This window comes from uncultured Erythrobacter sp. (assembly GCF_947499705.1).
GTDB lineage: Bacteria > Pseudomonadota > Alphaproteobacteria > Sphingomonadales > Sphingomonadaceae > Erythrobacter.
In genome coordinates this window covers 367781-391505 of record NZ_CANMPJ010000001.1, presented here as the reverse complement: position 1 = coordinate 391505, position 23725 = coordinate 367781, and the positions used below count along the sequence as shown (strand labels likewise).

Here is a 23725-nt window from a genome sequence, read left to right as displayed (position 1 = left end):
CATTTCAATATGTAATTATGTAATTACATGATTACCGAATCGGACATGGATCAGGTTTTTGGCGCGCTGTCGCACAGCACACGCCGGTCCATTCTCGATCACCTGCGAGAGGAGCCCGGCCTGACGGTCGGCGCGCTTGCCGGCAAATACGATGTCAGCCGGATCGCGATCATTGCGCATCTACGTGTTCTCGAAGACGCCGACCTGATCGTGAGCGAAAAGGATGGCCGGTCGCGCAGACTGTATCTCAATGCGGTCCCGATCCAGCGGATCTACGACCGTTGGCTCGACGCCTATAGCGGGAGCTTCGCCTCGTGCCTGACATCTATCAAATACGCCGCCGAAGAAGCGGCCAAACAGGAGGGGAATTCATGAACGATAGCGCAACGACCACAGACAGTTTTGCCGAAAGGGCGATCTACAAGGTGTTCATCGCCGCGCCGATCGAGACAGTGTGGAACGAGCTGGTCAAAACCGATTCCGTGCTGCCATTCTTCTTCGGGTCAGTGTGCCGGACACCGGGCGAGCTGACGCCGGGTGCGGTGATGGCGATGGAAACGCCCAACGGGAAGTTCCGCAGCGTGGTGGGCAAAGTGCTCGAATTCGACCCGCCGCATCGCTACTCACACACGTTCAAATTCACCGGCTATGACGACCCACCTTGCACTGTCACCTATGAGTTGGAGGCGGTTGACGGTGGCACCAATTTCTCGCTCGTGACGACCAACGTGCCCAAAGGCACCAAGACCGAAAACGATATGGCGCGCGGCGGAACGTTTATCGTCAACACGCTCAAATCGGTGGCCGAAACCGGCAAGGCTTCGCTTGGCACACGCTTCCTGCTTGGCCTGATGGGCTTGGCCACTCCGTTCGTTCCGAAAGAGAGCCGCTCCGAAAACTGGCCATTCGACCGTATCGAGAAACTCTAGGGGAGAGAATTCCAATGGCTGCATCACCCGAAGACCAGCTGGCGACCATGCTCGCGAATATTCCGGAGAAGACCGGCAAGACTCTCGACGAATGGCTGGCGCTGATCCGCGCCAGCGGGCTGGAAAAGCACGGCGAGATCATGAAGTTGCTGAAATCCGAACATGGCGTCACGCATGGTTTCGCAAACCTGATCGTGTCGAAATCGAAAGAGACCGGTGAGGAGGTCGATCTGGTCGCGGCGCAATATTCAGGCGCGAAGTCAGGCCTGCTCCCGCTTTACGAAGAGATTGTAAAGTTCGCGGAATCGCTCGGCTCCGACGTGGAACTCGCGCCCAAGAAGGCCAGTGTAAGCCTGCGCCGCAAGAAGCAGTTCGCTCTGATCACTCCGGCGACCAAGACGCGGATCGATCTCGGTCTGGCGCTCAAAGGCGATGAACCAGCGGGTCGGCTCGAAAACTATAACGCGATGTGCAGCCACCGCGTGCGGCTGGAGAGCGCGGACGACTTCGATGACGAGGTTAAAGGCTGGATGAAGGAGGCGTACTCGCGGGCGGGCTGACGGCTACTCGCTTTGGGGCATGACCTCGAATTTCATCAGCAGTGTACGCTGGTTCGATGAAAAGTTATCGTCGGACACGATGTAGAGAAATGTGCGCTCATCTTCTTCACGCACCGCGAGCCCTTCGAAATTGTCTACGGTGAGCGGCGGACGCAGAGTTATCAACGCACGCCGCCCTTCTTCTGGGTTGTCCAACACGATCTCTGCACCAGCGCCATCGCCCGGCGAATAGCTGCGGAACAACAGGTAGAGCGACCCATCGCTCCCATAGTCGGCATCGGTAGGCGTCGCCCCGAATTCGAACAAAGCCCCTTGCGGTGAAACCATCACCTGCTCGGGGTCGGCACCCGCCAGCTGACGGATGCAGTTACCTGAATCGTCAGGGCCCGACCAGCGCTCGGCGCAAAGGAAGAATTCGGTCTCGTCCCCAGCCAATGTCTCGACACCCCGGTTCTCTTCGAACCCTCCGAGTAGCGCGATCGGATCGATCTCGGTGGCAACGGGTCGCCCGCTCAACGTCGGATATCGCCAAACCCGATGATCGCGTTCGAAAGCCACCAGCCATCCGCCCTGAGCGCTGCGAGTGAGCGCTTCAGAATCGCCCGCTTCTTTGCCGCTCAGGATTTCTCCATCGAGGCCAACCAAAGGGCCTGACGTGACTTCGCCGATACCGACCAACCGACCATCACGCTCGCGCACTGCGATCCACACCCAACGCGCATCGTCGGTCAGCGCGAGCAAACGCCCGCTCTCGGCATCCCAGCGAAGCCCCGAGAGTCCGCCGATATTCTGGCCAAGGCGTGGTATATCGATCCCGCCGAGGTAACGCAGGTCACCGACCTGTTCGAGGGAGGAATCCTCTTCGGACAGCGGGACCAGCACCAGTTCGTCGGGATCCACCGCGTAGGGTCGATGCACGATCAGCCACGCGGCCAGAAGCAAGCCCGCCGCCATCAATGTCAAGGCAATCAGCGTGGCGCGGGTGGTTCGCGCCCCAAAGACGCCGTGCGCCATGTCAGCCCAGCTTGTCCTTCAAAATCTGGTTGACCACTGCCGGGTTGGCCTTGCCCTGCATCGCCTTCATCGTCTGACCGACGAAGAAGCCGAACAGCTTGTCCTTGCCGCCCTTGTACTGCTCAACCTTGTCCTCGTTATTGGCGAGGATTTCGTCGATGGCGGCTTCGATCGCGCCGGTGTCGCTGACCTGTTTGAGGCCCTTCTCATCGGCGATTGTCTCAGGGTCACCGCCTTCTTTCAGGACGATCTCGTAGATTTCCTTGGCCTGACCGCCCGAAATCTCGCCCTTGTCCTGCATCGCGAGGATTTTGGCCTGCGCTTCCGGTGTGGAATTGGTGAGGTCGGCTTCGTCGCCCAGCCCCTTCACGACACCTGGAGCGACCGAAAGCGCCCAGTTGGCGACCTGCGTCGCGACCTTGGCTTCGGGCTTGCCGATGACGGTCGCTGCTACGGACAGCAATGTCTCGAACCGCGCGAACGTCTCGACCTCGGCGGTCAATTCGCGAGCGTTGTAGGGCGTGAGGCCCAACTCATTCTCATACCGCGCGCGCTTTGCATCGGGCAGTTCGGGCAGGCTGGCGCGGCATTCTTCGAGGAAGTCGTCTTCGAGAACCACCGGCAGCAGATCGGGGTCAGGGAAGTAGCGGTAATCGTGCGCGTCTTCCTTGCTCCGCATCGTCCTGGTGGTGCCGGTCGCAACGTCGAACAGGCGGGTTTCCTGATCGACTGTCCCGCCCCCTTCGAGCACATCGACCTGGCGATTGGCTTCAAACTCGATCACCTGCATGACGAAGCGCACCGAGTTGACGTTCTTGGTCTCGGTCCGCGTGCCAAGCTCTTCCGTGCCCTTGCGGCGCACAGACACGTTGACGTCGGCGCGCATCGAGCCTTCTTCCATGTTGCCGTCGCACGATCCGACATAGCGCAGGATGCTGCGCAGCTTGCGGACATAGGCTCCGGCCTCTGCAGGCGAGCGCATATGCGGGCGCGAGACGATTTCCATCAGCGCGACACCGCTGCGGTTGAGGTCGACATAGGACATGGTCGGATGCTGATCGTGCATCAGCTTGCCCGCGTCCTGCTCAACATGGATGCGCTCGATCCCGATCACCTTGTCTTCGGGGATTCCGGCCTTCTCATCAGCGTCTATGGTCAGCTGCCCCTCGCCGACAATCGGGTGGTACAGCTGGCTGATCTGATAGCCCTGCGGCAAATCGGCGTAGAAGTAGTTCTTGCGGTCGAACCGGCTCCACGCATTGATTTGCGCTTCGATTGCCATACCGGTGCGCACCGCCTGACGGATGCACTCGCGGTTCGGCACTGGGAGCATCCCCGGCATCGCCGCATCGACGAGGCTGACCTGCGAATTCGGCTCCGCGCCGAATGTGGTCGAAGCGCCGCTGAACAGCTTGGAATGGCTGGTGACCTGCGCGTGAACTTCGAGGCCGATCACAACCTCCCAATCGCCCGTCGCGCCCTGAATCGTATATGTGCTCATGCGGCTCCTTTAGCCTCGGTCAGATGGTCGGCGCAATCGCTTCTGCGCGCGCTGCGCTATGCTTTGCTGCGATGCGGCGCGACCACTCGCGAGTGGGGCGTTCGATAAAGGCATAGGCGATGCCAGCGGCAACCAACACGGCAGCCAGACAGAGCAACGCGGTGGCTTCGGCTGCTATTCCTTGCGGGGCGATGGCGAGCTGTCCGTTCGCTTGGCTCGCGACCAATGCAATCCCGGTTTGGCGCTCAATGAGGGCGAGCGCGGGAAACACGAAGCGATAGACAAGCGGATGCACCAAGTAGATCGAATAGGACACCAACCCGATCCACACAAAACCGCGCATTGCGAGGCCTCGGCTAAGCGGTCCGACGTCGAAGGCAAAGACGAACACCATCAGTGCGAAAACGATGTGGTTGGTGAGCATCCCCATCGGCCAGGCGATCACCGCGAGCGCGATTGCGGCGGTGGCAAGCTCCAACCAGCCTGCTCGGCGCTGCCACAGAGCGGCGCTCGGCAACCGCAGCCAAAGGTAGGCGGCCAGCACTCCGAACCCGAACCCGCCGATCCCGCGCAGCACCGCCGTCGCTCCAAATGCGAAGTCAGGATATGCCTTCCAGTCGACGCTCATGAGCGTGATGCCCGCCGCCACTGCCAGGATCGCGAATACGAACGGCGCGGCTCGGGGGATGCGGCTCAGCAGGATCGCGGCGAGCACATAGAGCCCCAGTTCGACGGAGATTGACCAGCTTGGTCCGTTCCATGTCATTCCCTCGGGATGCACATAGGTTTGGAGCAGCAACAGGTTAGCCGGGAGCGTCTCGAGCGAGCGCCTGCCGGAGAACGCGCCCGAGCCATCGCCGAAGATCAGTGGCACGAGTTCCAACCCTACAAAGGCGAGCACGATTGTTACATGCAGAGGCCACAAGCGCGCGATCCTGAGGAACATGAAGCGCCCAGCCGAAAATCCTTGCGCGAGCCGCTCGTGATAGCTGGCAAAGATGACGAATCCCGAGAGGACGAAGAAGAAGTCGACCGCGATGGCGAGGCGCGAATGGAATGTGCTGCCGAGCAGCAAACCGTCGCCCTGCAAATGGAAATAGGCGATAGCGAGCGCGGCGATGCCACGGAGGGAATCGAGCGCTATGAAGCGGTGCGGAGTGGCTGGCTGAGTGATCCGGTGACTTCTTTCAATCGTCATCCCAGCGCAAGCTGGGATCTCAGGCCACTTCCGTACGACCTAGTCGCCCTGGATTCCAGTTTGCGCTGGAATGAAGGCTAAGGTGCCTCACCCTCATCCTCGATCCGCGAAGCAGGTCGTGCCGGCCCTTCATGCGGCGGCTTGTCTTCGGACCCGCGCAGCGGCTTGCCCGTCTCGCTATCGAACCGCGCTTCGCCATGGTCGATGGTCTTGGACAGATACATCACCACCCCACCGATAATGACGAAGGCGGCGAGGAAAATGGTCGCGAAGATGACCGTGAAGATCATCAAAAACTCACCGTAAAAAGTATGTGCTCGTTCCGCTCCGCCGTCTTTCGGTAGAATTCAACCAATCCAGAAAACCAAGAATCTGCATACTCAGCACATTCTTGCGCATCTCCCATTGCTTCAAATCGCTCATGCGCTTGAACGACCAATCGCTGCAATTCCTCAGAAGAGATATCATCGAGCGCAGAAGCCACGGCTCCTACATCAGTTTTTCTGGTCAGACCAAAAAAGTGGTCATCATTGGCAACTAAAGTCTCATTGCCGATAATCACATATTTTGCACGACCGGTATCACGCCAAGACTCAGACGCCTGCTTTCCCATTGCAAACAGCTTGCCAAAAAATCCCTTGGCTGGCTGGGAGATAATACTCGACTCTCGTTCCAACGGCCCATCGGGATCAGCTCCCATCATCGCCGCGTGAATATAGGCCCAACTGCGGTCGGTTTCAGCGACATCACCGCTGTTAAATTTGGCCTCTTCTAGCTCTTCGGTGATGTACTCATCTATCGCCCGAGAGTTTGGCAACGCTTCAATATGTGCCAACTCTTGATCTGTCAGACGCAAATGAAGGCCGAGCTGTCCCATCCTACCACCACTTCTCCGGAGCGTGGTCGAATCCAGCGCGTTGCTGGATCGCGAGGCCCGCATCGAGCACGGTCTGCTCGTCAAACGCCTTGCCGACGAGCTGCAAGCCAAGCGGCAAGCCATCCGGGTTCAGCGTCGCCGGCACGCTCATCGCGGGCAGCCCTGCCAGCGAAGCCGGGACCGCGAACACGTCATTCAGATACATCGTTAGCGGATCGGCATCGAGGCTGCCCAGCGGGAAGCTCGCAGTCGGCGTCGTCGGTGCGAGAATCAGGTCGCACTCCGCCCAAGCATTCTCAAAGTCACGCGCGACAAGCGCCCGCACCTTTTGCGCCTGATTGTAATAGGCGTCGTAGAAGCCAGCCGAGAGCACATAGGTACCGATCAGCACGCGCCGCTTCACTTCATCACCAAAGCCTGCCTCACGCGTTTCGGCGTACATGTCCTGCAAGCCCGCGCCATCGGGTAGATGGCGAAGCCCGTAGCGCACGCCGTCATAGCGCGCGAGGTTGGACGACGCTTCGGCGGGCGCGATGATGTAGTAAGCGGGCAACGCATATTTGGTGTGCGGCAGCGAGATATCGACGATCTCCGCACCCGCATCCTTGAGCCATGCCTTGCCCTGTTCCCAGCTATCGAGGATCGCCTGATCGGTGCCCTCCATACGGTATTCGCGCGGAATGCCGACCTTCTTGCCGGTGAGGTCTGCCGACAAAGCGGCTTCCCAATCGGGCACGTCTATCTGAAGCGAGGTCGCATCTTTCGGATCGAAACCCGCCATCGCGCCAAGCATGATTGCGCAATCCTCGACAGAGCGCGCCATCGGCCCGGCCTGATCGAGCGAACTGGCAAATGCCACCACGCCCCAGCGCGAGCAGCGACCATAGGTAGGCTTGATCCCGCAAATGCCGGTGAAAGCCGCAGGCTGACGGATCGAGCCGCCAGTGTCGGTTCCGGTCGCAGCCGGTGCGATGCGCGCGGCCACTGCCGTGGACGAGCCACCCGAAGAGCCACCGGGCGACATCGGCGCGTTCGTTCCGGCTTTCTGCCAAGGCGAGGAAACGTTGCCAAAATACGAGGTCTCGTTGGACGAACCCATCGCGAACTGATCGAGGTTGAGCTTGCCGAGCATGCCTGCACCCGCATCCCACAGGTTCTGCGAGACGGTGCTTTCGTATTGCGGCTTGAACCCTTCGAGGATGTGCGAAGCGGCGGTCGTCTGCACGCCGTGAGTCGCGAACAGGTCCTTCATGCCGATTGGCACACCACCCATCGCGCCAAGGTCCTTACCTTCGGCGCGGGCCTTGTCAGCTGCGTCTGCAGCGGCGAGCGCGTGTTCGGGCGTGGTTACAATAAAGGCGTTAAGACTGGCAGCTTCAGCCACGGCAGCGTTGAAGCTTTCCGCGACTTCACGCGCGGTGAAATCGCCGCCAGCGACACCGTCACGGATGGCTTTGACGCCAAGTTTGGTCAGATCAGTCATATTATTCGATCACCTTCGGCACACCGAAAAATCCGTGCTCGGCAGCAGGAGCATTCGCGAGCACATCATCGCGCCGTCCGCCGCCTGTCTTGGGATCAGCATCTACCTCGTCAGCGCGAAGGCGCAGCGTATTGGAGATCACCGCACTCATCGGCTCGACACCTTCAACGTCGACCTCGCCGAGCTGCTCGACCCATTCGAGGATGTTGTTGAGCTCGGGCGCCATCCGCTCAAGCTCTTCATCGGTCATCTTGATCCGCGCCAGCTTTGAGATTTTGGCGACGGTTTCCTTGTCTACGGACATGAGAGGATGCCCTTTCTTGTGAGATTACTCTGCGGGTCCGGGCTGAGTGCCCGGCGGCTGGGTTGGAGCGCCTCCCGGAGGTGGTCCGCCCGGCCCGCCCGGTCCACCGGGTCCAGCGCCGGGTCCACCGGGACCGCCCGGAGGTCCCATTTGCTGCATTGCCTGCTGCAGGATCGACAGATTGCGATCGAATTCCTCCCGAGTCATGAAATCGACCAGTTCGACTTCAAAGATCAGATCGGAACCCGCTGGAATGCGCACTTCTCCGGTCTGCGGATCGTTGCGCTCCTCTTCGCCATAGGCGTCCTCTGCCGGGATGTAGAGGTTGTACTTACCGCCCTTCTGCATCTGCTGCAGGCCTTTGAAAAAGCCGGGGATCGTCGCGCCATCTTCGACCGGGAAGGGCGAGCCTTCCGGAAAGATATCGGGGATCGGCAGATCGATGTCCTGATATTCATCGAACACCTCACCAGTTACCGCCAGCTTGCCGGTATATTTGACGAACGCCATGTCGCCGACCTGCGGATTGGCACCTTCGCCAGCGGTCAGCGTTTCGATCGAAAAACTTTTGGGCAGCGCGGCCCAGGCGAGACTGCCGCCGAGCAGTATCGCAATGATCACGCCCAGCCAGAGCTTGGTAAGCGATCCCTTGGCGATCGGCTGGATCGGTACGCGGGTGACTTCGGTCATTATGTTATCCTGATCGGTGTGTGCGCCACACAAGCAAAAGGGCGCGGAATTGAACCGCGCCCTGATGGCTTATCGTAAGGGTGCGTTCAAGCGAATATCACCTGAATCGCGGGCGTCTTACTTAACGCCGTCGCGTTCCATACGCTTGCGCTCGAGCTTACGTGCGCGGCGCACGGCAGCAGCCTTTTCACGGGCGCGCTTCTCGCTTGGCTTTTCGTAGTGGCGACGCAGCTTCATTTCGCGATAGACGCCCTCACGCTGCAGCTTCTTTTTGAGCGCGCGGAGAGCTTGATCGACGTTGTTATCGCGAACCATGATTTGCATAAACGGACACTACCTCATTTCAAAACGCACAGAGCCCGCCTAAGTGTGCGGGGTTGCACGCAAATTTGACGCTGGAATCGGCGCGAATCCTGTTGGATCGCGCTCGAACTGGGTGCCGTATAGCGGTGACGGGTAAAATTGGCAAGGTTATGTGTGCGTTGCAGCGTCCGGTCCGCGTTGTATCTGGGCCACACCAGACAGGTCAGCACAGTGCTGTCCGCGCTATGCAGCACGCAAAGGCATCGCTAAGAGCGGGGCGCAATGTCTACCACCCTCTCTCCTCTTGCCGCATCCGCTTATGTCGCCGCTGGCGGTGCTGCCGGCGCGCTTGGCCGCTATCAGCTGGGCCGTGTTGTAACGCACTGGACGGGAGCGAGCGACGGCTTTCCCTGGCCGACCTTCGCTGCAAATGTGATCGGGTGCCTTGCCATGGGCCTGCTGTTCGGTTGGCTGGCTCGGCACGGCGGAGCCAGCGAATCGCTGCGCCTGCTGCTCGGCGTCGGATTGCTTGGGGGGTTCACCACATTCAGCGCCTTCAGCCTTGAACTGATGTTGCTGGCTCAACGCGGCGCGATGGGGCTCGCATTTCTCTATGCGGCCGGATCGGTGATGGCCGGACTTGGCGCGCTCTATGGCGGGCTCGTGATTGTGAGGGCCGCTGCATGAACCGCTCCACTTCCGACAAGGTCCGCCAATTCACCGTCGATCAGGACGATGACGGCATCCGGCTCGACCGCTGGTTCAAGCGTAACCTGCCGCAGATCGGCTTTGCGACGATCTCGCGCTGGGCTCGCACAGGGCAAGTTCGGGTCGATGGTAAGCGCGCGAAGCCTGAAGATCGCCTGACTGCTGGTCAGACCCTGCGTGTGCCTCCGGGCGGCGACGTCACTGGCAAGAAACCGCGCGAGCGGCGCGAACTGAGTGCCGACGAGATCGCCGAGGCCAAGGCCATGGTGATCCGCGAGACGCCAACCGCGATCGTCCTCAACAAGCCTCCGGGCCTCGCGACGCAGGGCGGTAGCAAGACCAACAAACATATCGACGGGCTGCTCGATGCCTTTGTCAAGGACGAAGACACGCCGCGCCCGCGCCTGGTGCACCGGCTCGATAAGGACACGTCGGGTGTCTTGCTGGTCGCACGCACCCCGGGCAGCGCCGCCGCCTACTCAAAGCGCTTCGCCGGGCGCACCGCGCGCAAGGTCTATTGGGCGCTGGTGGTCGGCATACCCGAAACGCGTGAAGGCACGATTGACGCCCCCCTCGCCAAGCAGCCGGGCACCGGCGGCGAGAAGATGCATGTCGACGAGGAAGACGGCGCGCCTGCCAAGACGCGTTACCGCGTGGTCGAGCGCGCCGGGAACAGCGCCGCATGGGTCGAGCTGGAACCGCTCACCGGGCGAACCCACCAATTGCGCGTCCATTTGGCGGCCATTGGGCACCCTATCGTTGGCGACGGCAAATATGGCGGACAGGACGCGTTCCTGACCGGCAGTGTCAGCCGCAAGATGCACCTGCATGCGCGGCGCCTGATCATCTCCGAACCGGGACGAAACACGACCGGCGCCAAGACCGGCGGCGGCAAGCTGGACGTAACTGCCGAGCTGCCGGAACATTTCGCGGCGAGCATGGAGCAGCTGGGTTTCGACCTCAGCCTGAGCGACGCCTCCCCGATGCGCGACGAGGCGCCCGAGCGCACGCCTGCGCAAAAGAAGCAGGCTGCACGCCAACACGCGAAGCAGTACCGCAAGGAAAGGCGCGGCGAACGGCGTTCGCGCACAAAGGGACCGGATAAGAAGGGCCCACCCAAGAAAGGCGGACCCAAAGGACGCGGCGGCAAGCCGAAAGGCGGCCACAAGTGACCCGCCTCGCAGTCTTTGATTGTGACGGCACACTGGTCGATGGCCAAGCCGACATCTGCGACACGATGGTGCAGGCATTCGAACGCGCGGAACTGCCCGCACCGAACCGCAACGATGTGCGCCGGATTGTCGGACTGAGCCTGCAGGTCGCGATTCGCGAGCTTTCGCCCGGCATCGGTGAAAACGACGCAAAGAACGTCGTCGAGTTCTACAAGAGCGGATACTTTGCCCGCCGCGAGGAAGGGCTGCTTCGCGAACCGCTATATGACGGGATCGGCGACCTGCTCGCCGCCCTTCACAAGGACGGATGGCAGCTCGCTGTCGCCACTGGGAAGTCAGATCGCGGGCTGAATTCGGTGCTCGCCGCACACGGCCTCACCGACCTGTTCATCTCGCTCCAGACCGCCGACCGCCACCCATCGAAACCGCACCCCGCCATGCTGGAAGCGGCCTTGTTCGAAGCCGGGGCGACGCCGGATCAAGCGGTGATGATCGGCGACACGACCTTCGATATCGACATGGCACGGGCGGCCAATGTTCGGTCCATCGGGGTTGCATGGGGCTATCATGAGACGCACGAACTAACGCAGGCCGGGGCCACTGCCATAGCCAATGAGGTCGCAGAATTGGAGCAGTTGCTGTGAACGCGCCGCTCGATCCCGATGCCGCCGAAACCCTCGCGGCCAAAAGATACTACATCCTTGGCGCGGTGCGGGTTGGCTCGATCGCCGCCGTCATCCTCGGCATCGCGATTGCCCGCGCTCTGATCGAAGCACCCTACGCGCTCGGCGTTGTGCTGGCAGTCGCCGGGATGCTCGCCTTCTTCTTCGGCCCGCCACTGCTGGCCAAGAACTGGAAGGCAAAGGACCGCGAACAAGGCCAGCCGTGATGAAGCGCTTTTACAAAGACGTTGCCACGCACCAGGTCGATGGCGGCTGGCAAGTCACGCTCGACAAGCGCGGAATCAAGACCGTGAAGGGCGCTCAGCAAATTTTGCCGACGCGGGCATTGGCTGAGGCCATGGCGCAGGAATGGGACGCGCAGGGTGAAAAGCTTGACCCTACCACTCTGCCGATGCGCGATATGGCCGACTATGCGCTTGATATCGTCGCGCCCGATGTTGCCGCTATTGCCGAGACGCTCACCGCCTTTGGCGACACCGACACCTTGCTATATCGCGCCGATCCCGATGAACCGCTCTATGCTCGCCAGCAAGAGGTGTGGGAGCCGATTGTCGCCGAGTTCGAGCAGCGCGAGGGTGTCAGGCTCACTCCGGTCAGTGGGATCATGCACCGACCTCAAAGCGCAGATACGCTGACGTCGTTGCGGGCGAAGCTGGAAACGAGCGATCCCTTCACCCTCGCCGGGATCGAAGCCATGACGTCGCTGTCAGCATCGCTGGTGGTCGGCTTGTCGGCGCTCGAGCCTGATATCGAACCGCTGACTTTGTGGGAAGCGGCGAGCCTGGAAGAAGAATGGCAGGCCGACTTGTGGGGCCGCGATGCGGAAGCCGAGACGCGCCGCGCCAAGCGCGAGGGCGATTTCCTGAAAGCCTGCGAGTTTACCCGGCTGGCGCGGCTTCCGAGCTAGCTTCGTCCATGATCGGCGGTGCTGACGGTGCAATCGGTTCAGCCGGTGCAGCCGGCGCCCTCGCCATCCATTCGGCCACTTCGCCCGCCACCTTGTTGGCAGTCCGGTTAAGCGCAGGGCCGACAAATGCAGCTTCGGCCAGAACGCCAGATTCGCTCGCTTCGAAGCGCCGGGTCTCAACCACTCCGGCGGCGCTGGTGCGGATCGCATCGAAGCGGACGACCACCGAAGAGCTCGCCGCATCATAACCCAGGTCGAACAGTGTCCCGCGCAGCGTCTGACCCGCAAGCTTGGGCGTATCGTCGCTATCCAGGATCAGGGTTGATCCGCGCGCTCGCAGCGTTTCTCCCAGCAATCGTCGAAACAGACGCGCGGGCTTCTCCACCCAGACTGCCTCTTGCAGATAGGCGATTTCGGTTGCGCTGACCGTCACTGGAACGCGCAAAACGTTGAGCTTAGCCGGGGTTTCCGGTGTCAGCACAGCGATCGCGCCGTCCGTTTCTGTGATGCCGGTGCTGGCGCTCGATCCAGCAGGCGCAACAGCAGTCGAACTGAGCGTCAGCAGGCTTGCAGGCGGCTCCGCCCCGCCGCCCAGGCTCACACAGCCGCTTAGAGTGAGTGCGCCCAATCCCAGAGCGCCCGCCTTCATCGTGTTCAAAAACCGATCCATTGCCTCGCGCCCCTATTCCGGCTCGTACTCGGGCAATTGCTGCCCGCCGATCAAAGCACCCACGCCTTCATTCTCCAGCCTTTCCGTGATCGCGCGCAGCGACCGGCTGGTTGTCCGCAGGTCCTGCAAAGTTGCCTCTGCTGCGGGCAAAGTCGTCTCTCGCAGTGCGCGCGCTGCCGGACGTGTGTCCTCAAGTGTCGAAGCAAGCGATGCGGCGGCCTGATTGGCCGAAGCCAATGTTCCGCGCAGCTCAGCTGCCAGCGCAGGCCCTTCTTGATTGAGCAATTGATCGGTTGTCTTCGTCGCCTGCTCAAACGCGTCAAGCGCCTCGCCGGCTTCTTTCAGAGCGCCTTCGAGTTCCGTAAACGTCCCTTCAAGCCGCGGTGCAGCCTGCGCCAACTCGTCCGTCAAGCGATTGGTGTTGGCGAGAATGCCGCTGATCTGGTCCTGGTTTTCGGGGCCAAGCAGTGTGTTGAGGTTCTCGGTCAGCGTCGCCAGCCGCTCCAACAGCAGCGGTGCGTTGTTGAGCAGCGCGTTGATGCCGCCATCCTTGGGCGGGATCACAGGCGCGCCTTCGGGGCATGCAGTGGTCTCGCAGGTGATCGGCGGCGCGTCCTTGCGCGCTCCGTCGAGCAGAATGGTCGAAACGCCTGTGAAACTCGCCTGGATCGTAGCGGTCGTGCCGACCAGGATGGGCACGTCCTCTTTCACCTTCACCCGCACCCGTACGAATTCGGGATCGTCTTCAGACAAAGTGATTTCGCTGACCTGACCGACCGGCACACCGGCGAACGAGACCTGGCTGCCATTGGCAAGACCGCTGACCGATTGCTTATAGAAGATGTCGTATTCGTTCTGTTGGCCCTGCCCCAGTCGGGCGATCCAGATGATAAAAGCAGCGAGCGCCGCCAGCAGCACCAGCGTGATCAAGCCGACCCAGAGGTGGTTTGCTCTCGTTTCCATCGCCGTTTCCTATGAACGCCCTTTGGCGCGCTTGTCTATGGAGTAAGCCATTCGAACGCCCATCTTATTGGGCCTCGCCGCGCATATGCGAACCCAGTGCGGCGCGTCCACGCGGCCCATTGAAATAATCGTCAATCCACGGATGCTCGGTTTCGAGCAATTCAGGGATCGTGCCGACGGCAATCACGCGCTTGTCAGCCAGCACCGCGACCCGGTCGCAAATCTCATAAAGCGTATCGAGGTCGTGGGTGATCAGGAATACGGTCAGGCCAAGCGTTTCCTGCAACTCCTTGGTCAAACGATCAAACTTGGCAGCTCCGACCGGGTCGAGCCCAGCGGTTGGCTCGTCAAGAAAAAGGAGTTTGGGATCGAGTGAAAGCGCGCGGGCCAGACCGGCACGCTTCTTCATCCCGCCCGATAGCTCGGACGGGTATTTCGCGATCGCTTCCTCGGGCAGCCCGGAAAGCAGCACCTTGTAGCGGGCGATATCGCGGCGCAATTCAGGCTCGATATCGGGATAGAACTGTTTGAGCGGGACTTCGACATTCTCGCCGACAGTCAGCGTCGAAAACAGCGCGCCGCCCTGAAACAGGACACCCCATTGGCAGCGCACGCCGATATTCTGGTCCGGGTCGATCCCGGTAATGTCTCGTCCGAGCACCTGAATGCGCCCGGCGCTCGGGATCTGCAGGCCGATGATGGAGCGCATCAGCACCGATTTGCCGGTGCCCGACCCGCCAACCACGCCGATAATCTCGCCCGTCCGGACCGTCAGGTCGAGATCCTGATGAACCGCGAAATCGCCGAACTTGTTCTCCAGCCCCTGGACGACAATCGGCGGGACTTCGCCTTCCTGGTTCTTGATGTTCGCCATCGCTCAGCCCCAACCCACTTCGGTGAAGAACACCGCGAAAAACGCGTCGAGCACGATGACCGCAAAGATCGCCGAGACAACGGCCTGCGTCGTGCGGCGACCGACTTCCTCGGAATTCCCCTGCACCTGCATGCCGTGATAGCAGCCCGCGAGCGCCACGATCAGGCCGAATACTGGCGCCTTGACCAACCCGACCCAAAGGTCATGCGCCGGGACAACATCCTGTATCCGCTCAAGGAACGTGAAGAACGGGATGCCAAGCGCGAATTGTCCCACGACTGCACCGCCGACAATGCCGATGACTGAGGAATAGAAGCCGAGCAGCACCATCATGAAGGTGCAAGCGAGGATGCGCGGGATCACCAACACTTCAATCGGCGAGATGCCAATGGTGCGCATGGCGTCGACTTCTTCGGTCAGCTTCATCGTACCGATCTGCGCGGCAAAGGCGCTGCCCGAACGGCCGGCAACCATGATCGCGGTCATCAATACGCCGAGTTCGCGCAAGGTGATGCGGCCGACGAGGTTCACCGTAAGCGCTTCCGCGCCGAACTGTTCGAGCTGCACCGCGCCCTGCTGCGCGATCACGACCCCGATCAGGAAACTCATAAGTCCGATGATGGGTAAGGCCGAGACTCCCACTAGCTCCATCTGCCGCACCAAGGCCTTCATCGGGAAGCGCGATGGGTGGCGGATCAGACTGGCAAAGCCGAGAAGGATTTGACCGAAAAAGCCAATGACGCCGAGAAATCCGATGAACAGCTGCGAAATCTGTTCGCCAACTTCAACCGGTACTCGTTTCCAAACCGGAACGCGCGGCGGGACCATGTCGGCCTTGTTCCCGGCCCCTTCGACCGCATCGATAATGCGCCTTACCGCCGAGGTGCAGCCAACAATCTCAGCCTCGTGCCTATTGGCAAGGCGGCAGGCGATATACGCACCAACCGTGTCGATCTCTTCGATTCCGGATACATCAATGGCCTCAACCCGCTCTTCGATTGCAAACAGATCCTGATCGATCTCGCCAATCGTAGAGACGAGCATCTGGCCGGAAAGCGCCAGGCGCGAGCCCCCGGAATCGCCTTCCTCCAGCGAATATTGCGCCAACCCATCCATCACCTTGGCTATGCGGGGAAATTCGGCGCATCACAAGTATCCCGAACGAGTTGTTGCGTCGCACAAACGGGGTTGTATGGGTTTTTTTGGTTTTTGCAGGGAGCGGATGGCGCGGCCTGCGAGCGTAGCGAGCAAAGAGATGAGTCTATCCACGACCTTCAACCCCGCCGAAATCGAGGCGCGATGGTACAAGCACTGGGAGGAAAGCGGCGGTTTCCGGCCCGAGCGCCCGGATGCGGAACCGTACACCATTGTCAATCCGCCGCCGAACGTGACGGGCTCGCTGCATATCGGCCACGCGCTCGACAACACGTTGCAGGATATCGTGATCCGGTATGAACGGCTGCGCGGCAAGGATGCACTGTGGGTGGTCGGCACCGATCATGCGGGCATCGCGACCCAGATGGTGGTCGAGCGGCAGCTTGAAGAGAAGCAGGACAAGCGCACCAATTATTCGCGCGAGGAATTCGTCGACAAGGTGTGGGAATGGAAAGCCGAAAGCGGCGGGACCATCACCAACCAACTGCGCCGGCTCGGCTGTTCGATGGACTGGTCGCGTGAGCAGTTCACGATGGATGAGCACTTCACCAAGGCGGTGCTCAAGGTGTTCGTGGACCTCTACAATGACGGGCTGATCTATCGCGACAAACGGCTGGTAAACTGGGATCCCAAGCTGAAAACCGCGATCAGCGATCTCGAGGTCGAGCAGCAGACCATTCCAGGCAGTTTCTGGCACTTCAAGTATCCGCTGGCCGATGGTGTTACTCTCGATGATGGCCGTGACTTCATCGAAGTCGCCACCACTCGTCCCGAAACGATGCTCGCCGATATGGCGGTCGCGGTGCATCCGTCGGATGAGCGCTACAAGAGCGTCGTCGGCAAGGAAGTTGTGCTGCCGATCACGGGACGCCGCATCAAAATCGTCGCCGACGAACACGCTGACCCTGAGTTGGGTTCAGGCGCGGTGAAGATCACGCCGGGGCATGATTTCAACGACTTTGAAGTCGGCAAGCGTGCCGGTTTCAGCGCGGGTGCAATGCTCAACATGCTCGATGGCAATGCTGACGTTTGCCAGACGGCGGATGGCCTGGTGCCCGAGGAATTCATCGGCCTGCATCGTTTCAAGCGAGACGGCAAAGATGGCGCGCGCGAGCTCGTGGTCCAGCGGCTCAAGGAGCAGGGCTACCTGATCCCGCACGTCGCCAAGACCAAGAAAGGCGAGGAAGTCGAGCACGACGCCGAACCGCGCCAGATCGCAACACCGTTTGGCGATCGCGGCGGTGTGGTGATCGAGCCGTGGCTGACCGACCAGTGGTATGTCGATGCGGAAAAGCTCGCGCAAAAGCCGATTCAGGACGTGCGCGACGGCACCATCGAGATCGTCCCGAAGAGCTGGGAAAAAACCTTCTTCAACTGGATGGAAAACATCCAGCCATGGTGTGTTAGCCGTCAGCTTTGGTGGGGGCACCGGATTCCGGCTTGGTTCGACGCGGACGGCAACGTCTATGTCGCTGAAGACGAAGCCGGCGCTCAGGCACAGGCAGGCGAAGGCGTCACGCTGACGCAGGACAATGACGTCCTCGACACATGGTTCTCCTCCGCCTTGTGGCCGTTTGCGACACTCGGCTGGCCGGAAGCGAAATATAGCCCCGTTCGTCCTGAGCCTGTCGAAGGGCGTGCCCCGAGCGCAGACGCACGTGCTTCGACAAGCTCAGCACGAACGGGAGAGTGGGCGGAGAACACTGACCTGCTCTCAAAACACTTCCCCAACAACCTGCTCATCTCAGGCTTCGACATCCTGTTCTTCTGGGATGCGCGGATGATGATGATGGGGCAGTACAATATGGGGCAGGCCCCTTGGCCGAAGCTGTATCTGCACGGCCTCGTCCGCGCCGCCGATGGCGCGAAGATGTCCAAGTCCAAGGGCAATGTCGTCGATCCGCTCGGCCTGATCGACCAGTACGGCGCAGATGCGCTGCGGTTCTTCATGGCGGCGATGGAAAGCCAGGGCCGCGACATCAAGATGGATGAAAAGCGGGTCGAGGGATACCGCAACTTCGCCACCAAGCTATGGAATGCGACGCGGTTCTGCCAGTCCAACGGTATCGGCAAGAGCACCACGATCAAAGCTCCAACAGCGCGCCTCGCTGCGAACCAGTGGATCATCGGCGAAGTCCAGCAGGTCTGCGAAGAGATCGAACAAGCGATGACCGATCTGCGCTTCGACGCGGCGGCCAATGCGATTTACCAATTCACCTGGAGCAAGTTCTGCGACTGGTATCTCGAGCTGATCAAGCCGGTATTCTCACAGGACAACGTTCGTCCTGAGCCTGTCGAAGGGCGAGATGGCGAGAACGGCGCCGGTTCCACTCGCACTTCGACAAGCTCAGCACGAGCGGAAGGAGAGCCTTGGACTCCACTTTCAGAAACTGTTGAAGTCGCCGGATGGGCGCTCGACCAGATTTTGGTCATGCTCCATCCGTTCATGCCCTTCATTACCGAAGAGCTGTGGCACGCGCAGGGCGAGCGCAAATACGACCTGATCACGGCAAGTTGGCCGAACCCGCGCGCCGAGGTCAGCAAGGACGCGACCGACGCGATCGACTGGGTGATCGACCTCACCACCAATGTCCGCAGCGCCAAGAACGAACTCGGCATCCAGCCGGGCGCGAAGTTGAACGCGTTTTGCATTGATGCGAGTGCCTTAGCTCAATCGACTATCAAGCGGAGCAAAGCTGCGATCCAAAGAATGGCGCGTTTCGAGTACGTCGAGGCCGTTATCGAGGGGACAGCAAGTTCGTTAGCCTTGGGGCCTTGTATGCAAGTCATGGCCAAAGAAGACATCTTCCTAATCCCGGTTAGTGACGTCATCGATGTAGCCGAGGAGAAAGCGCGTCTCGAAAAGGCGCTGACCGCCTCTGAGAAGGAAGCGAAGTCGCTTGAAGGACGTCTCGGCAATGCGAACTTTGTCGAGCGGGCCAAGCCCGAAGCGGTGGAGAAGGCCAAAGCCGACTTCGCGCATCACTCGGGCGAGGTAGAGCGATTGAAGGCGGCGTTGACGCGGTTGGGGTAACTGCAAGGAGCCGTTGGCCCTACCCTCTACCAAAACCGCGAGCGTGATCTTACGTCTGTGGGATGTCGCCCTGGCTCGCCCTTGCTGTTCCGCTGCTTATCGCCGCGTTTCTGCTGTACCGCTGGTATTCGCGGCGACAGAAACGTGAGCGACTGTTGGCCACCCCGCTCAATCCCGAACAGCGCGCGGTGATTGAGAGGCTGGTGCCGCTCGTGCGCCGCTTGCCCCAGCCCTTGCGGACCAAGCTCGATGGCAAGATCAACCTGTTCCTCGACCAGATCACTTTCCGCGGGCAGAATGGGCTGGAGGTCAGCGAGGCGATGAAGCTCTCCATCGCTGCGCAGGCCTGCCTTTTGATCGTCAACAGCCCGGTCTGGTACGACACGCTCAGAAACGTGCTGGTCTACCCCTCTGCCTTCCTGACGCACCGGGACTCCCATGAAGGCTATATCGTTCACGAAGACAGACACGTCACGCTTGGCGAAAGCTGGGCGCGGGGACCGGTCATCCTGTCGTGGGACCATGCACTGCAAGGCGGTCTGGACGCGGAAGACGGGCACAACGTCGTGATCCATGAATTCGCGCACCAGTTGGACGCCCTGACCGGCCACACGAACGGCATCCCCATCTTGCGCAAGGGACAGGCCTATGCTGGTTGGGAAGAGGCGATGCTGAGCGCATACAATGACCACGTGGAACGGGTCGAACGCGGGGTGCAGACCCTGATTGATCCCTATGGTGCGACCAACCATGAAGAGTTTTTTGCTGAAGCGATCGTCACCTTCTTCGAACGACCTCGGGCGATGCAAAGCGAAGAACCAGCGCTCTATGCTCAGATGGCCGAGCTGTTGGCGCTCGACCCGGCACAGTGGGCCTGAAACGAATTAGCGGCGGAGTTTCCTACGCGCGCCGTTCGTGGCATGGCGCTCGCATGATTGTTGCGGCAGCCCCTGTTTCAAGTTGGAGAAGTGTCAACTTCGTTTTTTGCGGGGTTTGCCGAGGAATTCTGCGGGTTTGCGCCTCCAACAACCCGCCTGACAGTCTGTCAATTGTGTCAACTTCGCGTGCAGGTGCGATATGGCGCTAGTCCTCGCCACCGATGACACCGGCGGACCGGAGATATTCGCCAGCCTGCAAGGCGAAGGGCCAAGCGCTGGCACACCAGTCGCATTCGTGCGGCTGTCACGCTGCAACCTCGCCTGCACCTGGTGCGATACCGCCTATACATGGCGTTTCGAAGGCGGTGTCGATTTGGATAGGCGCCCGCACCGCGATGGCGTCGCATATGACCGTAAGGCCAATCAGGTGTCGCTGGCCCCGAAAGACGTGGCGGCGCGGATTGAGGCGCTGGGGCAGAAGCGCTTGGTCATCACAGGCGGCGAACCCTTGATGCAGAGCGGTGCACTCGCCGATATGCTGGAGCACTTGCCCGACATCGAAGTCGAGATCGAAACCAACGGCACGACCAAGGCGAACGCGCATGTCGATGTCCGGGTCGACCAATACAATGTCAGCCCCAAGCTGGCGCATTCGGGCAATGCGGCGGAACTCGCGCTCATCCCCGAGCGGCTGGACTTTTACGCCAACGACCCGCGGGCGTACTTCAAGTTCGTGATCGCTGAGCCAGAGGATGTGGACGAGGTGGTGGCGTTGCAGCGTGAGTACAGCTTCAAACCCGGTCACGTGTTCCTGATGCCGGAAGGCACGACCAGCGAAGCGCTGCGTGCGCGGCAGGAATGGCTAACCGAGCTATGTTTGCAGCACGGCTTCCGAATGAGTGATCGGCTGCATATTCATCTGTATGGGGATGAACGAGGGACGTAATTTGTTTTCCGCACGCCCATCCGGGCGCGCGATCTCCTCGCTCATGCGACCTGAAGGTCGCGTCGCTGCGGACGGGCGGTCGCCCTTGCGGCCCCTTTTTTCAGGGGCCGATCCATTCCAGGCCATGGAATGTGGCTCTTTGAAAGACGATTTTTGCGAGGGTGGAGCGAGAATGGTGGACTGCGAGAACCGGCGCGCAGCGGACAACAAGTCCGTGAGCACCGGAAGCGCAGCAGGCTGCCATTCGCAGCCCGCCCTCGGGGAAATCCCCACTACCCCTGCGAACGCCACCTTAGCACAACCCGCTCGACGATCTCGTCTTCACCGCCGCTGCGGTTCCACAGGTCGACGAAGCTCGGATCTTCCGATGCCGGGCGTTTGTGCTCTTCGAGATTGTCGAAATTGACACGGATCGGGATGGCAACACCCTCGCCGCAGATGATGCATTCGCGGTTGCGTAGCGCCGGGATCGAGTCGAGGAAGCCGCGCGAGCCTTCGGGCATGGCCGACTTCACGAAAGCCTGGTCTCGGTCGTTGTTGAGACGCATGGAAATGATTGTGCCGCACTGCGACAGCACGCCTTCGGCAAGGTCGGACGGACGCTGCGTGATCAGGCCAAGCGAGATACCGTATTTACGGCCTTCCTTGGCGATCCGGCTGAGAATACGGCCAACCGAGGAACCATCGGAGTTCTTCTCGTTCGGAACGTAGCGGTGCGCCTCTTCGCAGACCAGCAGTACCGGACGCTGCTTCTCCTCGCGGCCCCAGATGGCGAAGTCGAACACGAGGCGGCTTAGAACCGCGACAACGGTCGAAGTGATGTCGGATGGAACGCCGGAGACATCGATGATTGAGATCGGCTTGCCGTCACCGGGCATGCGGAAGACCTTGGAGATGAAGTCAGCCATCGTGTCACCGACGAGCATGCCGGAGAACATGAACTGGTAACGCGGGTCAGTCTTGATCTCTTCGAGCTTGCCCTTGATCCGCATATACGGCGCGGATGAGGTCGCCTTGTCGAGCTTACCCATCTCGTCCTGGATGATGTTGCTGAGGTCCGACAGGAGATACGGAATAGGCGAATCAACGGTGATCTTGCCCATCGTCTCCGCCAGCCGGTTCTTGGACCGGGCGTGCAGCAGACACTTGGCGAGAATGTCCATGTCGACCTGGCGTTCGTTGCCGTCGCTGGTGAGCAGAACTTCGCAGTGTTCTTCGAAGTTCATCAGCCAGTATGGCATCTGAAGGTTCGACACGTCGAGGATCTGGCCGGTCTGGCGGAATGCTGCGGAATACTCGCCGTGCGGGTCGATCATCACGATGTGACCCTGCGGCGCGGCTTCGCAGATGCGGTGCAAGATCAGCGCGGCGCTGGTCGATTTACCGGTACCAGTAGAGCCCAGCAGCGCAAAGTGCTTACCCAGCATCGCGTCGACATACAGACCGGCGCGAATGTCCTTGGTCGGAAAAACCTTGCCGATCGTGATGTTGGCGCGGCCATCACTAGCGTAAATCTGTTCGAGGTCCTTGGTCGTCGCGGGATAGACCATGGCGCCCGGCGTCGGATAGCGGGTCACACCACGTTTGAAGCCGTGGATGCGACCGGTCAGTTTTTCTTCGCTGCCTTCACCGAGGAAGTCGATATTGGCGATGATGCCTTCGGTCGTGCGGCGATCCTTGCGCTGATCGCGGACGTTGGCGAGCAGCCAGGAATTGCCGACGCGGATCTTGATCTGGCTGCCGACCTGGCCAGCGAGGGTGATTGAAGGATCGTCGTCCTCCATACACTCATTGAGGCGCGGCAGGTCGAAGGCGACTTGCGAACCGGAACCGGAAATCTCGAGCACGACACCGATTGGCGTGCGCGCGTTTTCGGCAGTGCGGTCCTCGCTAGACTGCTCCTGCCCTTCGAGCTCGACGGCACGTTCAGGCTTATCCGGCCCGGTAAACCGTTCGAAATTCTCACTGCCCAGATCGCCCATGTGCTGTTCCTAGTTCCCTCTCGTGCAGCATCGCCGGACACTTGCGCCCGGGACTTACCCACGGAAAAAGCCATAGCGATAACGGGGTTAAGATCGCGTCAACGAAAGGCGCATGGGCCCCGTTTGACGCGGGCTCAGAGCCGCGCGAAGAACCTTCCGGCGAGCCATCCCATTCCGAGCGACAGGAGGATCGCCACGGCTCCGTAGATGAACGAAGATCGTTCAGCCGCTTCCACCACGCGGCCCTCAAGCCCGACCTTCTCGACTTCAATCTCTGCCGTCGCACTGGCAAGCACGCGCCCGTCGGCAATCGCAAAGGTTTCTGCCGTGTAAGGACCGGTGGTAACGTTCGAGGGAAGTTCGATGCGCGCTTGATAAAGGACGCGTTCCTTGATCCGAACGCCTTCGGGATCTTGCTTATACAGACCAAGCCGCTGGCGCATGTCGACAAGCCCGCGCGCAAATCGCGACTGGATTTCCGGCTCGATCACTCCGCTTGGAGAAAGCTGGATGAATTCCGTGCCAAGTTCGTAGATTGCAGCAGTTCGCGGGTCGACGACCTCTTCGATCGGGCGGGAGGACGCGACCGCAAAGAAGGAAGGTGCGGAGCGAAAATCCGTCGCTCCGGCATTCATCCATATCCCGGCGATACGCTCTTTCTCGCGAAGACGGATCGGCTCGGTCGGACCTTTGAGCACCACGACGATGTCGTAATCGGTTTCCGCAGCCGGGCCGCGCGGATCGACGATCGCACCGTAAAGAAGCAAGTTTGCGCCGGTGAAACCCTGGCGAACCTCAATGCGCGACTGGCTGACTTCGGGCACGAGGATCGGCTCACGCTGTCCCATCAGGACAATAGCGGCAATCAAGACGAAGGCGAGGCGCATATGGGCA

Annotated in this window: 26 protein-coding genes; 11 read left to right on the top strand and 15 right to left on the bottom strand. The window is 60.7% G+C overall.

Translation table 11 applies throughout. The features are described from left to right. The first annotated feature begins 27 nt into the window (after window positions 1-27). The 3 genes from Q0837_RS01705 to Q0837_RS01695 are packed head-to-tail and all read left to right on the top strand — an operon-like array spanning window position 28 to window position 1489. The gene (locus Q0837_RS01705; protein ID WP_298464444.1) at window positions 28-375 is read left to right on the top strand and encodes a helix-turn-helix transcriptional regulator; all 348 of its coding nucleotides are present in this window, start codon (window positions 28-30) and stop codon (window positions 373-375) included. After that, complete coding sequence (locus Q0837_RS01700; RefSeq protein ID WP_298464440.1) at window positions 372-929, top strand: SRPBCC domain-containing protein; 558 nt, start codon at window positions 372-374, stop codon at window positions 927-929. The genes Q0837_RS01705 and Q0837_RS01700 overlap by 4 nt, the downstream gene beginning before the upstream one ends. 14 nt (window positions 930-943) lie before the next feature. Continuing rightward, complete coding sequence (locus Q0837_RS01695) at window positions 944-1489, top strand: DUF4287 domain-containing protein (protein WP_298464437.1); 546 nt, start codon at window positions 944-946, stop codon at window positions 1487-1489. Between the two features lie 3 nt (window positions 1490-1492). On the opposite strand, the gene Q0837_RS01690 is transcribed toward Q0837_RS01695, so the two are convergent. The 9 genes from Q0837_RS01690 to rpsU form a co-directional block, all read right to left on the bottom strand. Next, window positions 1493-2503: an esterase-like activity of phytase family protein gene (locus tag Q0837_RS01690; RefSeq protein ID WP_298464435.1), complete on the bottom strand. Its 1011-nt coding sequence runs from the start codon at window positions 2501-2503 to the stop codon at window positions 1493-1495. A 1-nt stretch (window position 2504) separates the two neighbouring features. After that, window positions 2505-4004 carry an Asp-tRNA(Asn)/Glu-tRNA(Gln) amidotransferase subunit GatB gene (gene gatB, locus Q0837_RS01685; protein WP_298464433.1) on the bottom strand — a complete coding sequence of 500 codons (1500 nt, stop codon included), beginning with the start codon at window positions 4002-4004 and terminating at the stop codon, window positions 2505-2507. A gap of 19 nt (window positions 4005-4023) precedes the next feature. After that, window positions 4024-5202, bottom strand: coding sequence for an acyltransferase (locus Q0837_RS01680; RefSeq protein ID WP_298464432.1), 1179 nt, complete (start codon window positions 5200-5202; stop codon window positions 4024-4026). A 77-nt stretch (window positions 5203-5279) separates the two neighbouring features. Then, the gene (locus Q0837_RS01675; RefSeq protein ID WP_298464429.1) at window positions 5280-5492 is read right to left on the bottom strand and encodes a hypothetical protein; all 213 of its coding nucleotides are present in this window, start codon (window positions 5490-5492) and stop codon (window positions 5280-5282) included. Further along, window positions 5492-6079, bottom strand: a complete 588-nt coding sequence (locus Q0837_RS01670; RefSeq protein WP_298464426.1) for a DUF1877 family protein — start codon at window positions 6077-6079, stop codon at window positions 5492-5494. Before Q0837_RS01670 ends, Q0837_RS01675 begins: the two co-directional genes overlap by 1 nt. A 1-nt stretch (window position 6080) precedes the next feature. Then, window positions 6081-7562: an Asp-tRNA(Asn)/Glu-tRNA(Gln) amidotransferase subunit GatA gene (gatA, locus tag Q0837_RS01665; protein ID WP_298464424.1), complete on the bottom strand. Its 1482-nt coding sequence runs from the start codon at window positions 7560-7562 to the stop codon at window positions 6081-6083. 1 nt (window position 7563) lies between these two features. After that, complete coding sequence (gene gatC, locus Q0837_RS01660) at window positions 7564-7866, bottom strand: Asp-tRNA(Asn)/Glu-tRNA(Gln) amidotransferase subunit GatC (protein ID WP_298464421.1); 303 nt, start codon at window positions 7864-7866, stop codon at window positions 7564-7566. A gap of 24 nt (window positions 7867-7890) precedes the next feature. Next, complete coding sequence (locus Q0837_RS01655) at window positions 7891-8556, bottom strand: FKBP-type peptidyl-prolyl cis-trans isomerase (protein WP_298464418.1); 666 nt, start codon at window positions 8554-8556, stop codon at window positions 7891-7893. A 117-nt stretch (window positions 8557-8673) separates the two neighbouring features. Next, complete coding sequence (gene rpsU, locus Q0837_RS01650; RefSeq protein WP_007011585.1) at window positions 8674-8880, bottom strand: 30S ribosomal protein S21; 207 nt, start codon at window positions 8878-8880, stop codon at window positions 8674-8676. Between the two features lie 261 nt (window positions 8881-9141). On the opposite strand from rpsU, the gene crcB reads away from it, so the two are divergent. The 5 genes from crcB to Q0837_RS01625 are packed head-to-tail and all read left to right on the top strand — an operon-like array spanning window position 9142 to window position 12329. Continuing rightward, window positions 9142-9546 (top strand): fluoride efflux transporter CrcB, encoded by a 405-nt coding sequence (crcB, locus tag Q0837_RS01645; RefSeq protein WP_298464406.1) that lies wholly within the window; start codon window positions 9142-9144, stop codon window positions 9544-9546. Beyond that, on the top strand, window positions 9543-10739 hold the full coding sequence (locus Q0837_RS01640) for an RluA family pseudouridine synthase (RefSeq protein ID WP_298464402.1): 1197 nt from the start codon (window positions 9543-9545) through the stop codon (window positions 10737-10739). The genes crcB and Q0837_RS01640 overlap by 4 nt, the downstream gene beginning before the upstream one ends. Continuing rightward, window positions 10736-11383 (top strand): HAD-IA family hydrolase, encoded by a 648-nt coding sequence (locus Q0837_RS01635; protein ID WP_298464399.1) that lies wholly within the window; start codon window positions 10736-10738, stop codon window positions 11381-11383. The genes Q0837_RS01640 and Q0837_RS01635 overlap by 4 nt, the downstream gene beginning before the upstream one ends. Then, on the top strand, window positions 11380-11628 hold the full coding sequence (locus tag Q0837_RS01630; protein ID WP_298464396.1) for a hypothetical protein: 249 nt from the start codon (window positions 11380-11382) through the stop codon (window positions 11626-11628). Before Q0837_RS01635 ends, Q0837_RS01630 begins: the two co-directional genes overlap by 4 nt. Continuing rightward, a complete protein-coding gene (locus tag Q0837_RS01625; RefSeq protein WP_298464393.1) occupies window positions 11628-12329 on the top strand; it encodes an ATP12 family chaperone protein in 702 nt (233 codons plus the stop codon). Before Q0837_RS01630 ends, Q0837_RS01625 begins: the two co-directional genes overlap by 1 nt. Here the strand turns inward: Q0837_RS01625 and Q0837_RS01620 are convergent. From Q0837_RS01620 to Q0837_RS01605, 4 genes are all read right to left on the bottom strand, one after another. Continuing rightward, window positions 12301-12999: an ABC-type transport auxiliary lipoprotein family protein gene (locus Q0837_RS01620; protein WP_298464391.1), complete on the bottom strand. Its 699-nt coding sequence runs from the start codon at window positions 12997-12999 to the stop codon at window positions 12301-12303. The two genes, Q0837_RS01625 and Q0837_RS01620, sit on opposite strands and share 29 nt — an antisense overlap. A 12-nt stretch (window positions 13000-13011) precedes the next feature. Beyond that, entirely contained in the window at window positions 13012-13962 is a 951-nt protein-coding gene (locus tag Q0837_RS01615; RefSeq protein WP_298464389.1) for an MlaD family protein, read from the bottom strand. Between the two features lie 64 nt (window positions 13963-14026). After that, on the bottom strand, window positions 14027-14836 hold the full coding sequence (locus Q0837_RS01610; RefSeq protein ID WP_298464387.1) for an ABC transporter ATP-binding protein: 810 nt from the start codon (window positions 14834-14836) through the stop codon (window positions 14027-14029). Window positions 14837-14839: 3 nt separating this feature from the next. Next, window positions 14840-15952 carry an ABC transporter permease gene (locus Q0837_RS01605; protein ID WP_298464385.1) on the bottom strand — a complete coding sequence of 371 codons (1113 nt, stop codon included), beginning with the start codon at window positions 15950-15952 and terminating at the stop codon, window positions 14840-14842. Window positions 15953-16091: 139 nt separating this feature from the next. On the opposite strand from Q0837_RS01605, the gene Q0837_RS01600 reads away from it, so the two are divergent. The 3 genes from Q0837_RS01600 to Q0837_RS01590 all read left to right on the top strand — a co-directional run bounded on the left by Q0837_RS01600 (window position 16092) and on the right by Q0837_RS01590 (window position 20849). After that, the gene (locus Q0837_RS01600) at window positions 16092-19025 is read left to right on the top strand and encodes a valine--tRNA ligase (protein WP_298464382.1); all 2934 of its coding nucleotides are present in this window, start codon (window positions 16092-16094) and stop codon (window positions 19023-19025) included. Between the two features lie 62 nt (window positions 19026-19087). Then, window positions 19088-19903: a zinc-dependent peptidase gene (locus Q0837_RS01595; protein ID WP_298464378.1), complete on the top strand. Its 816-nt coding sequence runs from the start codon at window positions 19088-19090 to the stop codon at window positions 19901-19903. Between the two features lie 199 nt (window positions 19904-20102). Next, the gene (locus Q0837_RS01590; protein WP_298464375.1) at window positions 20103-20849 is read left to right on the top strand and encodes a 7-carboxy-7-deazaguanine synthase QueE; all 747 of its coding nucleotides are present in this window, start codon (window positions 20103-20105) and stop codon (window positions 20847-20849) included. Between the two features lie 272 nt (window positions 20850-21121). Here the strand turns inward: Q0837_RS01590 and Q0837_RS01585 are convergent, their stop codons facing one another. Further along, complete coding sequence (locus Q0837_RS01585; RefSeq protein ID WP_298464374.1) at window positions 21122-22831, bottom strand: DUF87 domain-containing protein; 1710 nt, start codon at window positions 22829-22831, stop codon at window positions 21122-21124. Between the two features lie 134 nt (window positions 22832-22965). Beyond that, complete coding sequence (locus tag Q0837_RS01580; protein WP_298464372.1) at window positions 22966-23718, bottom strand: TIGR02186 family protein; 753 nt, start codon at window positions 23716-23718, stop codon at window positions 22966-22968. Window positions 23719-23725: the final 7 nt, after the last annotated feature.

Excerpts from the sequence above, each read along its gene's own strand:
- Q0837_RS01680 (WP_298464432.1), bottom strand. The coding sequence starts at position 5,202 with ATGACGATTGAAAGAAGTCACCGGATCACTCAGCCAGCCACTCCGCAC.
- Q0837_RS01675 (WP_298464429.1), bottom strand. The coding sequence starts at position 5,492 with ATGATCTTCACGGTCATCTTCGCGACCATTTTCCTCGCCGCCTTCGTC.
- Q0837_RS01700 (WP_298464440.1), top strand. The coding sequence starts at position 372 with ATGAACGATAGCGCAACGACCACAGACAGTTTTGCCGAAAGGGCGATC.
- Q0837_RS01695 (WP_298464437.1), top strand. The coding sequence starts at position 944 with ATGGCTGCATCACCCGAAGACCAGCTGGCGACCATGCTCGCGAATATT.
- Q0837_RS01655 (WP_298464418.1), bottom strand. The coding sequence starts at position 8,556 with ATGACCGAAGTCACCCGCGTACCGATCCAGCCGATCGCCAAGGGATCG.
- gatC (WP_298464421.1), bottom strand. The coding sequence starts at position 7,866 with ATGTCCGTAGACAAGGAAACCGTCGCCAAAATCTCAAAGCTGGCGCGG.
- gatA (WP_298464424.1), bottom strand. The coding sequence starts at position 7,562 with ATGACTGATCTGACCAAACTTGGCGTCAAAGCCATCCGTGACGGTGTC.
- rpsU (WP_007011585.1), bottom strand. The coding sequence starts at position 8,880 with ATGCAAATCATGGTTCGCGATAACAACGTCGATCAAGCTCTCCGCGCG.
- Q0837_RS01605 (WP_298464385.1), bottom strand. The coding sequence starts at position 15,952 with ATGGATGGGTTGGCGCAATATTCGCTGGAGGAAGGCGATTCCGGGGGC.
- Q0837_RS01615 (WP_298464389.1), bottom strand. The coding sequence starts at position 13,962 with ATGGAAACGAGAGCAAACCACCTCTGGGTCGGCTTGATCACGCTGGTG.
- Q0837_RS01670 (WP_298464426.1), bottom strand. The coding sequence starts at position 6,079 with ATGGGACAGCTCGGCCTTCATTTGCGTCTGACAGATCAAGAGTTGGCA.
- gatB (WP_298464433.1), bottom strand. The coding sequence starts at position 4,004 with ATGAGCACATATACGATTCAGGGCGCGACGGGCGATTGGGAGGTTGTG.
- Q0837_RS01590 (WP_298464375.1), top strand. The coding sequence starts at position 20,103 with ATGGCGCTAGTCCTCGCCACCGATGACACCGGCGGACCGGAGATATTC.
- Q0837_RS01625 (WP_298464393.1), top strand. The coding sequence starts at position 11,628 with ATGAAGCGCTTTTACAAAGACGTTGCCACGCACCAGGTCGATGGCGGC.
- Q0837_RS01705 (WP_298464444.1), top strand. The coding sequence starts at position 28 with ATGATTACCGAATCGGACATGGATCAGGTTTTTGGCGCGCTGTCGCAC.
- Q0837_RS01600 (WP_298464382.1), top strand. The coding sequence starts at position 16,092 with ATGAGTCTATCCACGACCTTCAACCCCGCCGAAATCGAGGCGCGATGG.
- Q0837_RS01585 (WP_298464374.1), bottom strand. The coding sequence starts at position 22,831 with ATGGGCGATCTGGGCAGTGAGAATTTCGAACGGTTTACCGGGCCGGAT.
- crcB (WP_298464406.1), top strand. The coding sequence starts at position 9,142 with ATGTCTACCACCCTCTCTCCTCTTGCCGCATCCGCTTATGTCGCCGCT.
- Q0837_RS01580 (WP_298464372.1), bottom strand. The coding sequence starts at position 23,718 with ATGCGCCTCGCCTTCGTCTTGATTGCCGCTATTGTCCTGATGGGACAG.
- Q0837_RS01610 (WP_298464387.1), bottom strand. The coding sequence starts at position 14,836 with ATGGCGAACATCAAGAACCAGGAAGGCGAAGTCCCGCCGATTGTCGTC.
- Q0837_RS01595 (WP_298464378.1), top strand. The coding sequence starts at position 19,088 with ATGTCGCCCTGGCTCGCCCTTGCTGTTCCGCTGCTTATCGCCGCGTTT.
- Q0837_RS01640 (WP_298464402.1), top strand. The coding sequence starts at position 9,543 with ATGAACCGCTCCACTTCCGACAAGGTCCGCCAATTCACCGTCGATCAG.
- Q0837_RS01690 (WP_298464435.1), bottom strand. The coding sequence starts at position 2,503 with ATGGCGCACGGCGTCTTTGGGGCGCGAACCACCCGCGCCACGCTGATT.
- Q0837_RS01620 (WP_298464391.1), bottom strand. The coding sequence starts at position 12,999 with ATGGATCGGTTTTTGAACACGATGAAGGCGGGCGCTCTGGGATTGGGC.